A 15,176-nucleotide genomic window follows, 5' to 3' on the forward strand; every position below is an offset into this window, starting at 1 on the left:
TCTCTCAGGAAAGCTCTGCGATTTTCTGGACGAGCTGGCGAGCTACTTCGTCCTTACCCATTTTCGGCCAATCCTCGACGCCGCCATGTGTCACCAGCCGCACCGTGTTGTTGTCACCGCCCATCACGTTATTCTCGGGGCTGACATCGTTTGCTACAATCATATCAGCGCCTTTGCGCTCCAGCTTTCCGCGCGCGTTGGCGATGAGATCGTTTGTTTCGGCAGCAAAACCAACAACCAGTTTCGGACGTTTATCTTGTAGGTGACCTACTGTTTTCAGAATATCCGGATTTTCGACCAGGTTGAGCGCTGGCGGCAATCCGCTGCCGTCCTTCTTGATTTTCTGGTTGCTGTCATGCGCCACGCGCCAGTCAGCAACGGCAGCAGCCATAATCGCGATGTCTGCAGGGAGGGCGCATTCTACAGCGGCCAGCATGGCGTTTGCGGATTCAACGCGGATGGTTTCCACGCCCTTCGGGTCCGCCAGAATTGTAGGCCCGGAAACCAGTGTCACCTGTGCCCCGGCTTCGGCAGCGGCTTCGGCAATGGCGTAGCCTTGTTTGCCGGAGGAGCGGTTGGCAATGTAACGCACCGGATCAATGGGCTCATGCGTTGGGCCAGCGGTGATGACGATACGCTTACCCTTCAAAGGCAGGTCTTTGGGAGAAAGGAGGTCTTCAATCGCAGCTACAATTTCCAGCGGCTCTGACATGCGGCCATAGCCAGCCTCGCCTTTTTCCGCCATTTCGCCCGCGTTCGGTCCAACGAAGTGAAGGCCATCAGCTTTCAGTTGCGCCACATTGCGCTGGGTTGCCGGGTGGCTCCACATTTTGGAGTTCATGGCAGGGGCAACGAGAACCGGCTTGTCGTTTGCCAACAGCACGCAGGAGGCCAGATCATCTGCCAGCCCATGAGCCATCTTGGCCATGATGTTTGCAGTGGCAGGGGCAACAACGACGAGATCCGCTTCGCGAGAAAGGCGAATGTGGCCCACATCATGTTCCGCTTCGCGATCAAACAGCTCGGTGAACACGGTGTCGCCGGTTAAGGCGCCAACTGCGAGAGGTGTGATGAACTGAGAGCCGCCATTGGTGAGAATCGCACGAACCTTTGCACCACGCTCCTGAAGGCGGCGGATCAGATCCAGCGATTTATAGGCCGCAATTCCGCCTGTGATGATGAGAAGAATACGCTTGTCTGAAAGCATTATTAAAACCACCTTTTGCGCGGGCGTAGACCCACCAACTCATTTCCTGAGCTAGTTCTATCCGTTTTCCCTACGGATTTCATTAGTTTCCTAAAGGCTATTCGTCCCATTGGGTAAATCGCGGTGGCGTAGATGTGGGATCAAAGCCTGAACTTATCCGGATGGGGCCAGATTTCCTGTTCAGGCCTGTCAAATTGCATCAGTTCAATCAGGTTGCGACCGTCCTGAATGAAGGCAACCCAGACACCCTCTGTCGGGCTTTGCGGAGGGAGGATAACGTTTTTGCCCTTCAGGGCTTCGTGCAGGTCATCAACCACATAGGCAACGTGCGGCGTTGTTTTGATCACTTCAGGAAGGGGATTGTCATCATCGAAGTTCATCCACTCGATGGCGTAGGGGCCATCAAAATAGCCGGTGGCTGTCAGCTTCAGTTTTTCATTGTGGTCCGCTTCCGGCAGCTTTTCGCTGGTTGGGATGCCAACATGATGAAAGCGTAGTTCCTGCATCGCTGTGTGCCTTTGTTCGGCATGAGACGAAACCAGCCTAAGCCAGAGTAATCACCGTAGGGCCAACAGGACCGGCACAATTAGAAGGATCTGAAAATGCCAATAAAAAAGCCCCGCTCAGATGAGCGAGGCTCTTTAACATCAGAATTTGCGGAGCTTAGAACTGGCTTGCAAAGCTGCGCGGTGCCGGAGCAATTGGCTCTGCTTCGCGTTTACCGGTCACGGCGTAAACAGCCAAACCACGGTTGTTCAAGCCATCTTGCTGGAAGCGGAAGATGCCATCAATGCCGAGGAAGCCATCACGGTTGGTCAACACACGGTCAGAGAAGCGATCTGGCCCAGCGGAACGCACCAGCCCAGCGGCCAGAATGGTTGCATCATATGCCAGCGACGCATTGCGCGGTGGCTGAGAACCATAGGTTTCGCGGTAACGGGTTGCGAGACGCTCGAAGCTCTGGTTATCCGGCCCCGGGAACCAGCTGCCGACCATGACTGGAGACTGAAGGATTTCCGGCGTGTTCCACTGACCACTGCCGATCATCTTCACTTCGCCAAGGTTAGCGCCCATTTCGGTCATCACCTGCACAACGAACGGAGGAACACCGCCACCTTCAGGCACAAACAGAGTGTCTACCTGAGAAATGGAGCGGCTCAGGCTGGCAACACGGGCACGAATATCTTCAGCATTGCCCGGAATGTAGCGCTCAATGGTGATGATGCGGCCATTCGTTTGCCCAACTGCCTGACGGAAGGCTGCTTCAGCAACTGCGCCGTAGGCATTGTTTGGAAGCAAGGCTGAGTAGGAGCGACGTTCCTGCTCTGCTGCGTAAGAAACAATGCGATTTACGTCAGAAACCGGCAGATAGCTGAGCAGATATGTGCCCGGCTTGGCTGCGTTGGTATCAGAGGAGAATGCAACGATTGGAACACCAGAGCGACGTGCAACTGCGGATGCACCCTGAACGGCTGGCGCGAAGACCGGGCCGATCAGCAGCTCAGCGCCTTCACTGATTGCCTGCTGTGCCGCGATGCTTGCGCCTTCAGCGGTGCCGCCGGTGTCTTTTACGAGGAGCTGAATGTCAGCGCCCTGAAAATCTTCTAGTGCCAGCTTGGCAGAATTTTCAAAGAGGGTTGCCACAGAAGCAGCGGACTGGCCTTCGCCTGAGTACGGCAGAAGCAGGCCAACACGTACTGAACCGTTGCCGATAGCACGGCCAGAGACCAATTGCGGCTGTCCGTTCGGGTTTAAATCAGGCTGAAGAGGAGTGTTCACCGATGAGAAGTTAGGTGAATTAACACAGCCAGCCAACAGGACCGAGATGCCAAGTGCAGCCCCTGTCACAAGTTTGCGGAAGCTCATTCCACGCAGTGTGGCTGATCCTAAGCTCATGGATGCCCCATCTATTCCGAAGGCCGTCAGATCAATCCCTCGTTTAACAAGGAATGAAATCCGGCAATTTACATTTAGAGTTGGCGACATGCCCGCATGCACTCAGCTCTAATCGATTGTTTTGCGCAGTCCCTATCCGAAAACCGGTTCCCACTTTTCGGGGAGAGGCTGTCATTTGGTTTATTTCTACAGATCCACCGCAGTTAATACAGCCTCAACCCAAGGAAATCCGCGATTTTTTTAAGGATTCTGTCAAAAACTCCCCGTTGTAATTAGTCATTTTGCGGTTTGTTGGTTAGATGTGCACTCTCTACTGTGCAAAACTTGCTCCATTCTGGAGCTTTCACGAGGCGACCATGGATCATTCCGAAGCTGCATCTGAGCGGAAATACTACATAGGCGAGCATTCGCTGAACGCTAAACGGATTGAACCGGGCCTGCACATCGTCTCAACGCCAATCGGCAACCTGCAAGACATCACCATCCGTGCGCTGGAAACCCTTGCAGCCTGCGATCTTATTGCCTGTGAAGATACCCGCGTGACGGGTGTTTTGCTGCAACGCTATGGCATCCGCACGCAGATGATGACGTATCACGAGCACAACGCCCAGAAGCAGCGTCCGAAGATTATGGAAGCGCTTGAGGCAGGTCGTGCAGTGGCTCTGGTTTCAGATGCAGGGACACCGCTGATCTCCGATCCGGGTTTCCGTCTTGTGGGTGACGTGGTTGAGCAGGGACACAAAGTAATTCCCATCCCAGGTGCCTCTGCCATGCTAAGTGGTCTGGTTGGAGCTGGTCTTCCGTCTGATACGATTTTGTTCGCCGGTTTTTTGCCAAACAAGACCCACGGCAGGAAGAAACGTCTTGAGGAGCTGAAGGAAATTCCGGCAACGCTGGTGTTTTATGAAAGCCCGCACAGAGTTGGGGCTTCGCTTGCTGACATGAATGAAATTCTTGGAAAGCGACAGGCCGTTGTGGCACGAGAGCTGACCAAGCGGTTTGAGACATTTCAGCGTGGAACCCTTGCAGAACTGAGTGATTTCTTCTCGGGGGATCGCCCCAAGGGAGAAATTGTTATCCTTGTCTCACCACCTGAAGAGCAGGAACTGACCGAGGTTGATGCAGACGCACTGTTGCTGGAGGCATTGAAAGAAATGCCAGTGAGCGCAGCAGCGAAGAAAGTCTCTAAAGCAACCGGGGTGGATCGGAAAACGATTTATGCCCGTGCGATGGAGCTGAAAAATGCAGGATCCGCAGAAGACACCGAGAGCGACTAAGAGCAACCTTCTCAAGAAGCAGGCGGCCTACCACAAAGGGCTTCAAGCGGAGCTGAAGGCCGAGATGCTGCTTCGTCAGGCGGGCTGGCAGATTCTGGAAAGACGCTACAAAACCAAGCAGGGCGAGATAGATCTGATTGCCGAACAGGACCAGACAATCGTGTTTGTGGAGGTGAAGGCACGGCGGGGTGTGGATGATGGCTTATATGCAATCACGCAACGTTCTCAACGACGGATCGCCAATGCCGCGCGGGAATGGGTTTCTCACCACCATGAAGTGGTGGGAAAAACCTTGAGATTTGATGCGGTTATTCTGCCAAAGCACGGGGGAGCCCAGCATTTTCCTAATCTTTTCGAAGCTGAAATTTTTTAGGAAACAAATATTTTATCGCAAAAATGTAGACAAATTGCTTTCTGACCCACATATCTGCGGCTAACATCCATTATTATTTACGTGGATTTCTACCCCTGCGTTATTTTAGGAGTGCCTATGCCCCAAGCAGCTACTTCTGGTGCCAAGCGGCCGCTTAAAGTCGCGGTTCAGATGGACCACATCTCCACCATCAACATTGCAGGCGACAGTGCTTTTGCCCTGATGCTGGAAGCGCAGGATCGTGGTTACGAACTGTATCACTACACACCGGAGCGTCTAGCGCTTTGGGGTGAAAAGGTTATGTGCCGCGTTGAGCCGGTAACGGTGCGCGATGAAGCTGGCAACCACTTCAGCTTTGGTGAGCCACAGCGCGTTGATATGTCCGAGATGGACGTGGTGCTGATGCGTCAGGATCCTCCGTTCGATCTGGCTTACATTGCAGCAACCCACATTCTCGAGAAGCTCTCGAAGACAACGCTTGTGGTGAACGATCCGATTTCCGTGCGCAATGCGCCTGAAAAGCTATTTGTGACCCAGTTCGCTGATCTGATGCCACCAACACTGATCACCCATGATCGCGAAGAAATCGATGCCTTCCGCGAGGAACATGGCGATATCGTCATGAAGCCGCTGTTTGGTCACGGCGGTGCGGCGGTGTTCCGCGTAACGCAAGACGACCTGAACTACGGCTCTCTCTACGACTTCTTCTCCGTGACTTTCCGCGAGCCATGGGTCATTCAGAAGTTTCTGCCGAATGTAAAGCACGGTGATAAGCGCATTCTGCTGGTGGATGGTGAGTTCGCTGGCGCAGTGAACCGTGTGCCTGCTGAAGGCGATCTGCGCTCCAATATGGTTCGTGGCGGTTCTCCAAAGGACAGCGATCTGACTGAGCGTGAAAGAGAAATCTGCGCACGCCTTGGGCCAACTCTGAAGGAGCAGGGCCTCATTCTCGTCGGTATCGACGTGATTGACGGAAACCTCACCGAGATCAACGTGACAGCGCCAACGGGCATTCGTGCCATTCAGAAACTTGGCGGCCCTGATGTAGCGGCCCGGGTTTGGGATGTGCTTGAAAAGAAGTTAGAAAACTAAACAAGATCAAGGCTCTGTTTAACGACAGGGCCTTTTATTTTTTTCGGATCAGTCGTTTCTTTTACTCAAGAAATTACCTGAAGCTTTTAAAGGAAGCTTTCGTATTTCTGAGTATTCAAGGCTTGCGTGTTTCCCATTCGTTCCTGCTTAATTACTGCAATTCTGATAAATTGTGGCTGCAGGAGTGTCTGGTGTTTTCTCGCATCTCTACCGTTTCCTTTCAGGGCGTCGATGCTGCCAATGTTGATGTGCAGGTGCAGATCAGCCCCGGCTCTGTCTACTTCACTCTCGTTGGCCTGCCAGACAAAGCAATAGCAGAAAGCAAGGAACGGGTACGCTCTGCACTCATTGCCTCTGGATTGGCGCTACCAGCCAAACGCGTGACGGTGAACCTCGCGCCTGCTGACCTTCCCAAAGAAGGCTCCCACTACGACCTACCAATTGCTCTGGGACTTTTGGTGGCTATGGGCGCTCTGCCAGCTGAGGCGGTAGAAGGCTTTGTTGTTATTGGCGAACTTGCGCTGGATGGCAGTATCTCTCACGTCAACGGGGCTCTGCCAGCCGCAATTGCCGCTGTTGCCAATGAGAAGGGATTGATTTGCCCGGCAAGCTGCGGATCAGAAGCTGCATGGGCTGATGAAAACCTGAAGATCATCGCAGCCAGTTCACTGGTACAGCTTTATCGCGCTCTCAAAGGGGAGATAACACTATCCGATCCGAAACCGCGCAGTTCACCACTTGCCGCCAGTTCATTGGATCTTGCAGATATTCGCGGGCAGGAGACAGCAAAGCGCGCTTTGGAGATTGCTGCTGCAGGCTCTCATAACCTGCTGATGGTTGGGCCCCCAGGTTCCGGGAAAACCTTATTGGCCAGTAGATTGCCTTCGTTGCTCCCACCGCTTTCTGCTCGTGAGCTGCTGGAAGTTTCTATGATCGCTTCGATTTCAGGAGAGCTGGAAGATGGCGCTTTAAGCAATCAACGCCCTTTCAGAGCCCCACATCATTCAGCTTCCATGGCTTCTCTGGTGGGTGGAGGGATAAAAGCCAAGCCCGGTGAAGTCTCGTTGGCTCACAACGGCGTTCTGTTTTTGGATGAGCTGCCGGAGTTTGACAGCTCCGTTCTGGATAGCCTTCGGCAACCAATCGAGAACGGAGTGGCAACGATAGTGCGCGCTAACTACCGCGTCAGCTACCCATCTAAAGTTCAGGTGGTTGCAGCAATGAATCCATGTCGTTGCGGTTATGCTGGCGAGCCCGGGCATACCTGCCGACGAGGAGATAAATGCGCCAGTTCCTATCAGTCACGCGTATCTGGACCTTTCCTTGACCGCATGGATTTGCAGCTGCACGTGCCAGCAGTTTCAGCAAAAGACTTGATCAGCCCAACCACTTCGGAAAGCTCCGAGACTGTCGCCCAGCGCGTGGCAAAGGCGCGAGCTGTTCAGCAGGCACGCTATGCATCACTGGGACTGGACATCACAGTAAACGCGCATGCAAGCGCGCGGATCATCGAACAGATTGTCGCGCTTGATAAGGGCAGCAAGGAGTTAATTGAGCAGGCTTCCATTCAGTTTGGACTGTCTGCAAGAGGCTATCATCGCGTTTTAAAACTCTCTCGCACAATCGCAGATATGGATGGTTCGGATAAGGTGCAGAGGATTCACCTAGCTGAAGCATTGAGTTTCAAGCGCTCTTCGGCCTATTTGGCAGCAGCATAATCTGTTATATCCTACCAATTGAATTTTACTGAATTTCCGAAATCGTTCGGCTGGAGCAAAAGCAGTGTTGAAGCGGAGACTAAAAACCGAGGAGAGCACCCACGTTGTTACTCAGGCTCGCGTGTCTCTTATCAAGCAAACAGAAGTCTCAGAGCAGTCCTCGTTTATTCTCAAGAGCCTTTCCATCTTCGTTGGCGTTGTTTGTCTTGCAATCGCGCTGCTTCTGACGGATTGGCGCTCTGCGCAAAGCCTTTATGTGGTGCTGCTTGCCTTTGGTGCCGGCGCTGTTCTGTTCCGCCGTTTTCCTGCAAGTGATGTGATTGCACAAAGCTGGAAAGCTGCCCAAATCCAAAGTGAGGTGGAGCAGCTGGAAGATCCTTCTGAACTGGCAAGTGATGCAGATTGGCAGCTGCGTGAAGCCGATGACCGGCACCGTTCCATTCTGGATGCGCTGGGCGCAATTGTTATCCGCTGTGACAGCAGCGGTCTCGTGCTCTCCATCAACGATGCTGGAAAGCGGAACTTTCCTGCTGGATTTGGCATTGAAGTGGGCAAAGCCATTCACTTGCCTTATGCAGAAGACTTCACACCAGAACTTGAAGAAAGTGCCGCAGGAACAACAGAAGATGTTGCCTTGCGCACAAAGCACGGAACCCGTTGGTATTCTCTGCTGCGTTTAAGCATTCGTGACGGCAGCGGAAGCGCTCCGATCATCCAATGGATCCTCACGGATGTCACAGACCGGCGGCACGCAGAGCAAAAGCTACGTGCAGACCGGGACCATGCAGCAAATGCCAGTGAAGCCAAATCCCGGTTTCTCGCAATGGTCAGTCACGAAATACGGACACCACTCAACGGCGTTCTGGGCATGGCTGATTTGCTTGACGACACCTCAACAACCGCCGAGCAACAGAACTACATCAACGCTATCAAAACATCTGGCTCAACGCTTCTCATGCTGATTGATGAGGTCCTTGACTACTCAAAAATAGAAGCCGGAAAACTGGAGCTGGAGACCGGAGCGGTAGAACTGACACCGTTGGTCGAACGTGTGGTGGAGTTACTGTCTCCCAAGGCACATGCCAAAGGGCTTCAGATCGGTTCTTACATCGCACCGGAAGTCCCTGAGGTAATCCAAAGTGATCCAGCTCGGCTTCAGCAAGTGCTCTACAATCTAGTCGGCAATGCGATCAAGTTCACGGAGCAAGGCGGTGTTTCACTGGTCTTGCAGGTGTCGCAGGATTCCGCTGGTAATCATCTCTTGGAATTTGCAGTAAAAGACACCGGTCCTGGAATGGATGACGTCACTGCAGCGCGCATCTTCCGGGAGTTTGAACAAGGTGAATATGGACGTGACCGCAAGTTTGATGGTGCCGGATTGGGACTGGCGATTTCCAAGAGACTTGCAGAACTGATGGGCAGCTCACTGACTGTTCAAAGCCAGCTCGGATGTGGTTCGACGTTCCTTCTTGAAATGCCGGTCGATAAGGTAGTCGATAAGGTTATTGAAGAACATTCAGAGCACATTGCAATCCTGACCAGTAATCATATTGAAGCTGATCTGGTTCAGAGAACTCTGATCAGCAACGGTTTTGCTCATACCCGAGTACTTGATACTGAAGATTTAGAAACAAATCTACTCACAACTCAGCTTGATCGCCTGTTGGTTGGCGAAGAGTATGTTGAACGTATTCGCGACTTCTATCAAAAGCATTCTATTCATGCTCCTGAGATCATCGTGCTCATCAAACCTCAGGAACGAGCTCGCATTGCCGATATCAAAACTGGCGAGTTTTCTGGCTATCTGACACGTCCTGTACGCCGCGCATCTTTGTTGCGCGTCATTGCACTTGGTCCCGAAGTTGAAGAAACGGATGAGCAAAGCAGTGCGGCTCCAGAGGAAATCAAGCAGACGACAGAACCACAAGAGCACGAGCCTCATCTCAATGTTCTTGTGGCAGAAGACAATCCAATCAATTGGATGCTGGTCAAGGCGCTACTAAGCAAACTGGGGCACCACGCGGAGCTCGCCGAAGATGGGCACAGGGCTGTAACTCTCAGCGCAACCGGAACATTTGATGTGGTTCTGATGGATCTTCACATGCCAGGCCTTGATGGACTGGAAGCGATTTCCCAAATTAGAGGCAGAGAAGGCAATTCTGCGGCTCAGGTTCCGATTTATGTTGTTTCAGCGGATGTTATGCCGGAGGCAAAAGAAGAGGCTCTGAAGGCTGGTGCAGATGGATTTTTGAGCAAACCCCTAAAAAAGCAGGATCTCGAAGCTGTGCTAAAGCGGTATGCTAAGGGGTAACTTGGTATATTTAGCCTGTTCAATATCAAGAGGCAGTTGTTATACTCAGGTTAACTGTGGTGACAGCATGGTTTAGCAGATATGGGCACGCTTAAGCGGATAAATGTTGGTGTTATGTCACTCAACTGTCCTAAAACGAGCTTATATCATAGATTGACTACCCAAAATTGACATGGGTTACTCGATTGGTGCAAATTCAGAAAGGCGTTCTCATTATTGCAATGTTTTTTAAACACCTAAGCAATATGAGATATTTATAGTATGGCTGGATCTGGACATCTTTCCCCGATGAAAGTCCTAAGAAAAATCACACCGAACAAGCTTGCAGGGCGACCTGCGCCGCGGTGGATCCCACAGGCAATGCTGGGAAAAATGCCGGAGGCAGGACAAAGCCTCGGTAAGATTGGACCGCTTGAAGTTCGCCTTTCCAATGGCGCCAAAGAACTCAAGATGTCTCAGCGTTTGCGCTACGAAGTGTTTTACGAAGAGATGTCTGCGATTGCAGATGCTCAAACGCAGCTGAGCCGCCTTGATCGCGACAGCTACGACGAAATCTGCGATCATCTGCTGGTAGTGGATCACAACAGTCAGGTTCGCAATAAACCGTTCTCCAAACTAAAGCCTCAGATTGTTGGCACATATCGCCTGCTCCGTCAGGAACTGGCTGAGTTGAACGGTGGTTTCTATACGGCCGGTGAGTTTGATATTCAGGGCATCTTGGATCGTCACAGTGATCTGAACTTTATGGAGCTTGGTCGCTCCTGTGTTCTGAAGCCTTATCGCACCAAGAAGACCGTTGAACTGCTGTGGCATGGCATCTGGTCTTATGTGTTGATGCATAATATAGATGTGATGATTGGTTGTGCTTCGATTGAGGGCACCGATCCTGATCTGCTTGCAGAACAGCTTTCCTTCCTGCATCATTTTGCAGGAGCTCCCGAAGAATGGCGAGTTTCAGCACTTCCTGACCAGTATGTTGACATGAACCGCATTCCAAAAGATCAGGTCGATCAACGAGCTGCACTGCGTTCATTGCCACCGCTCATCAAGGGTTATCTGCGTCTTGGTGCTTTTATTGGTGATGGCGCTGTAATTGACCACCAGTTTGGAACAACTGATGTGCTGATCATTATGCCGGTCTCCAAGCTGAACTCACGCTACGTGAATTACTATGGCGAGGATGCTAGCCGGTATTCCAGCTAGATTCTCAGAAGTATCTCATTCAATGAAGGGCGGGTTTCCGCCCTTTTTGCTTGCGCGAATATCGATAAACGCTCTCCAGTTTTGATCGCTGATCTTCGCAATTCGCGTGAATGGTTTAACGCAGAATTAAGCCTGTTTCCCTAAAATCGTTCGTGTTTTGTATCCAGGTTACAGTCTCTCTCCCAAGCAGTCTGTGGCCTGTGTTTGTTCAGGCATGCTCGGTCTTATCTGATCGCCATTGCCTGAGATAAGTGATTAGTATCGGGGTGATTTGGAGTTATGGCGACTGGCCAAAATGGAAATGGCAGAAAACGGAGGCCTGTGCGCCCCGGGCAACGCCCTTCCGGCAGACCGCCTCAGCAGCCCGGTGCCGGTCAGCCCAAACGCCCTCCACAATCACAACGTCCTCGTCTGCAAGGCGTTGCACTGCGGCCTGAAGACGACGAGGATTACATCCGCCGTCCAAACAGAGTTGCGGCCACGAACAAGCAGGCGTCCCCACGACCACGCCCTGCACCACAAACTCCCTCAGCGTCGAGCAGAAAACCTGCGACGCAGAGGCCACGACAAACACAAAACACCGCCGCCAAGCGGCCTGCGAAGAAGCCGAGCCGAAAGGCAAAGCAGCAGACATTGGCGGCGCTGGATGCCGCAACATCTTCTGGAAAGCCCAAAGGCCAGAGTAAATTCCGACGGTTTATGTGGAAGTCGCTGCGCTTCTGCACGTACTGGAGCGTGGTGCTTGGCATCTGGGGCATCGTTGTTGTCGGCGGCATTCTTGCTTATTACGCTGCGCATTTGCCGCCAGCCTCAGAGTGGGCTGTGCCGCAGCGACCACCGAATGTGCGCATTGTTTCTGCAAATGGTACTTTGATCGCAAACCGCGGTGATACTGGCGGTGAGGCCGTTCGGCTCGAGCAATTACCAAAGTACTTGCCTGATGCCGTGATGGCGATTGAAGACCGGCGTTTCAAGTATCATTTTGGGATCGATCCAATTGGTCTCGCGCGTGCAGCGTTTGTGAACTACACCAGTGGGCGTACTGTTCAGGGCGGGTCTACACTCACACAGCAGCTGGCTAAAAACCTGTTTTTGAAGCCAGAACGCACCATGCAGCGAAAGATGCAGGAAGTAGTCATGGCGCTGTGGCTGGAGTGGAACTACAGCAAAGAAGAAATTCTGGAGATGTACCTGAACCGGGTCTATCTTGGCGCTGGTGCTTATGGGGTGGATGCAGCGGCCCGGGTTTACTTTGGCAAATCGGCCCGCCTGATTAATCTGGCTGAGGCTGCGACCATTGCAGGGCTGCTGAAAGCACCGAGTAAGTATGCTCCAACGCGTAACGCGCAGTTGGCGGAAGGGCGTGCGCAGGTGGTGATTGCAGCTATGCATAGCGCGGGTTTCATCACGGCTGATGATGCCAAGAATGCTCTGTTCAACCCGGCGCATGTAGTCACCAGTCACAATAGCAGCAGTGGCAATTATGTGGCTGATTATGTGATGGAGTTGTTGCCGGGTTATGTGGGGTCTATCGGTGAAGACATAATTGTCGACACAACGATCGACTGGGACATGCAGCAGGCGGCTGAAACAGCGCTTACCTCACGCATTGCAGAGTCTCGCCAAGAGTTTAACGTGACCCAAGGGGCTGTGGTTACGCTCAATCGCAGTGGTGCGATCCGCGCTCTGGTGGGTGGAGTTGATTATCGGAAGAGCCAGTTCAACCGTGCGGTTTATGCGCGTCGGCAGCCCGGTTCTGCCTTTAAGCCGTTTGTTTATCTGGCAGCGCTGGAACGCGGGCTTGGACCGAACACCATTCGTCGTGATGCGCGCGTTACATATCGAGGCTGGACACCAAAGAACTACACCAAGCGCTACTATGGTGACGTGACGCTGACACAAGCGCTGGCATTTTCCATCAACACCGTCGCTGCCAAGCTGGCGCATGAGGTCGGGCCTGCGAATGTGGCGCGAACTGCACGGCGGTTGGGCATTACTTCCTCATTGAAGTCCAACCCTTCAATTGCACTGGGAACCTCTGAGGTTACGCCTTTAGAGATTGCAGCAGCTTATGTGCCATTTTCCAATGGTGGGTATGGTGTGGTTCCGCATGTGGTTCGGCAGATTCGCAATGAGAAGGGCGAAGTGCTTTACCGGCGTTCTGGTGATGGGACAGGGCGCGTTGTTCGGGGCGATAAGCTCAGCGAAATCAATAGCATGATGGCGCAAACCATTTATGGCGGCACAGGTAAGCGGGCATTGTTGGCGGGGCGTCCTGCAGGCGGCAAAACCGGCACTACGCAGGGCTACAAAGACGCGTGGTTCATTGGTTACACGAGTTCACTGACCACTGCTGTCTGGCTTGGAAATGACAACAACAAGCCGATGAAGAAGGTGAGTGGAGGGACGCTACCGGCTGAGATCTGGGCCTGGATAATGGAAACGCAGCATCAGAACATTCCGATTGCGCGTTTGCCGGGCGTACCGATCAATCTTGCGGAGACATCTCCTCTGCAAAAGCCGGGTACAGCACCCGCACGGCGCCAGCCAACTTTTGTGACTGCTCCTCAGCAGCCACAGCCTCCGCGGCCAGCTGTGCAGGCAACAACCGCTCCACCACCACGGCAAAACAACAACAGCGCCAGCCCTTTGGATCTGCTTGGAAGGCTATTCGGAGGTGGGTAGGGTTACTCTTGCCCGTACAGGTGTAGCTGAGAGCCGTGCTCTTTGAGCCAGCGTTGGGCTTGCTTGGTGTGAGGAGCCAACTCCTCACATATGCGCCAGAACTCCGGTGAGTGATCCAGCTTCACAAGATGGGCGACCTCATGAGCCGCTACATATTCCAGAATATCCGGCGGGGCCATCACAAGGCGCCATGAGAAGGATAGCTTGCCATCATGGGAGCAGGAGCCCCAGCGGCTTTTGGTGTCTCGTAGTGTGATGCTGTGATAGTTGCGGCCGAGCTGTTTGGTGAAGTGCCGTACATGGCCTTCGATATCATCCTTGGCGAGTTTGCGCAGGAAGTCTTTGGTTTTGCGGTGGAAGCTTTGCGTTTCACCGGGGAGCATCAGCAGTGGCTCGTCGGTTTCCTCTTCCATATCAAGCTGAGCCAGACCGCGCAGTTTGCCTGAGGAGCGCAAGGTATGCAGCACGCCTCTGATCGGGATACGGGCATGTTCTTCAAACTTGATTGTATCTGGGCGGGAGCCTAATCGCTGCTTGAGCCAGCCCACCTGCCGATTAGCGAAGTCCTGAGCTGTTTTCAGGTTGCCTCGGGCTGGGACGGTGATAACCGGGGTTGGGTCTCCCGGTGGAATTCTGAGGATGTAGCGCTTTGCTCTTGAGTTTCGTTTCAGCCGGATCTGTAGGGGCTTATGGCCCAGATCCACCTCAATAAACTCCGGCAAAACCTTTGTCGTAAAGAACCCCATGTCACCTCAAAAATTGCACTGATTGCTCTCGTTATTACAGAGAAAAGGGTGATTTGAAAGTCAACCAGTGCCATTTACTTTAGTGCGCTGAAGTCTTGCAACATAGTTCAAACGCAGAAAAGGGTGCCCTGCCAAGACAGAGCACCGGATGCTTGTTATGAACCTTTAAGACCCATTAGATTGCTTCACCTGCTGAAGGTTCGCTTGGGCGGTTGTGACGGTTTCTCATGAACCGGTCGAACTCTTCCTGATCTTTAGCCCGACGGAGGTCGTTCATGTAATCATCGAATTCCTGACGCATGCTGTCGAGCTTTCTGCGCTCTTCTTCCAGGCGGTTCAGTTCTTTTTCACGGTAGTCGTCAAAAGCAGCGTTACCGCTACGGGTCGCAGTTTGCATATTATCCATCGCATTTTTCAGATTGCTACGATTCCACTGGCATTTAGCTTCACGCTTCCAGCCATTAAAGTTGTCGCCCCACAAGATGTAGGCAAGCATAGCAAGACCAAGAGGCCAGAAAACTACGAATCCCAGAACCATAAGTGCAATACTTAGAGGATTCCAGGAGGGTTTTATTGCATTTACATTCATTAAAATCACCCCTTCTCAAATCAACAGACTTGAGATGGGGTGGTTCTATTTTCTTTTCAAGATATAGAATGAAATTTTA

12 protein-coding genes are annotated in these 15,176 nt (G+C 52.6%); 7 read left to right on the forward strand and 5 right to left on the reverse strand.

Annotated features, from left to right (window positions below):
* Positions 1-4: 4 nt before the first annotated feature.
* From coaBC to AC3CB2_RS10800, 3 genes are all read right to left on the reverse strand, one after another.
* Positions 5-1,207, reverse strand: a complete 1,203-nt coding sequence (coaBC, locus tag AC3CB2_RS10790) for a bifunctional phosphopantothenoylcysteine decarboxylase/phosphopantothenate--cysteine ligase CoaBC (protein WP_352932303.1) — start codon at positions 1,205-1,207, stop codon at positions 5-7.
* A gap of 140 nt (positions 1,208-1,347) precedes the next feature.
* The gene (locus tag AC3CB2_RS10795) at positions 1,348-1,713 is read right to left on the reverse strand and encodes a VOC family protein (protein ID WP_352932301.1); all 366 of its coding nucleotides are present in this window, start codon (positions 1,711-1,713) and stop codon (positions 1,348-1,350) included.
* A 157-nt stretch (positions 1,714-1,870) separates the two neighbouring features.
* Positions 1,871-3,103 carry a penicillin-binding protein activator gene (locus tag AC3CB2_RS10800; protein ID WP_352932299.1) on the reverse strand — a complete coding sequence of 411 codons (1,233 nt, stop codon included), beginning with the start codon at positions 3,101-3,103 and terminating at the stop codon, positions 1,871-1,873.
* 356 nt (positions 3,104-3,459) lie between these two features.
* Between AC3CB2_RS10800 and rsmI the strand changes: the two genes are divergently transcribed.
* The 7 genes from rsmI (at position 3,460) to AC3CB2_RS10835 (ending at position 13,762) form a co-directional block, all read left to right on the forward strand.
* Positions 3,460-4,380 (forward strand): 16S rRNA (cytidine(1402)-2'-O)-methyltransferase, encoded by a 921-nt coding sequence (gene rsmI, locus AC3CB2_RS10805; RefSeq protein WP_352932297.1) that lies wholly within the window; start codon positions 3,460-3,462, stop codon positions 4,378-4,380.
* Positions 4,346-4,753: a YraN family protein gene (locus AC3CB2_RS10810; protein WP_352932295.1), complete on the forward strand. Its 408-nt coding sequence runs from the start codon at positions 4,346-4,348 to the stop codon at positions 4,751-4,753. Before rsmI ends, AC3CB2_RS10810 begins: the two co-directional genes overlap by 35 nt.
* Positions 4,754-4,870: 117 nt before the next feature.
* Complete coding sequence (gene gshB, locus AC3CB2_RS10815; RefSeq protein ID WP_352932293.1) at positions 4,871-5,845, forward strand: glutathione synthase; 975 nt, start codon at positions 4,871-4,873, stop codon at positions 5,843-5,845.
* A gap of 191 nt (positions 5,846-6,036) precedes the next feature.
* Positions 6,037-7,563, forward strand: a complete 1,527-nt coding sequence (locus AC3CB2_RS10820; RefSeq protein WP_352932292.1) for a YifB family Mg chelatase-like AAA ATPase — start codon at positions 6,037-6,039, stop codon at positions 7,561-7,563.
* Positions 7,564-7,627: 64 nt separating this feature from the next.
* A complete protein-coding gene (locus AC3CB2_RS10825) occupies positions 7,628-9,874 on the forward strand; it encodes a response regulator (RefSeq protein ID WP_352932290.1) in 2,247 nt (748 codons plus the stop codon).
* A 360-nt stretch (positions 9,875-10,234) separates the two neighbouring features.
* Positions 10,235-11,077 (forward strand): l-ornithine N(alpha)-acyltransferase, encoded by an 843-nt coding sequence (olsB, locus tag AC3CB2_RS10830; protein ID WP_352933022.1) that lies wholly within the window; start codon positions 10,235-10,237, stop codon positions 11,075-11,077.
* Positions 11,078-11,356: 279 nt separating this feature from the next.
* Complete coding sequence (locus tag AC3CB2_RS10835) at positions 11,357-13,762, forward strand: transglycosylase domain-containing protein (protein WP_488389879.1); 2,406 nt, start codon at positions 11,357-11,359, stop codon at positions 13,760-13,762.
* A gap of 2 nt (positions 13,763-13,764) precedes the next feature.
* Here the strand turns inward: AC3CB2_RS10835 and AC3CB2_RS10840 are convergent, their stop codons facing one another.
* A complete protein-coding gene (locus AC3CB2_RS10840; RefSeq protein ID WP_352932288.1) occupies positions 13,765-14,508 on the reverse strand; it encodes a M48 family metallopeptidase in 744 nt (247 codons plus the stop codon).
* Positions 14,509-14,683: 175 nt separating this feature from the next.
* Complete coding sequence (locus AC3CB2_RS10845) at positions 14,684-15,097, reverse strand: DUF2852 domain-containing protein (RefSeq protein ID WP_041767818.1); 414 nt, start codon at positions 15,095-15,097, stop codon at positions 14,684-14,686.
* Positions 15,098-15,176 lie beyond the last annotated feature (79 nt).

This window comes from Pseudovibrio sp. SCP20, assembly GCF_057774105.1.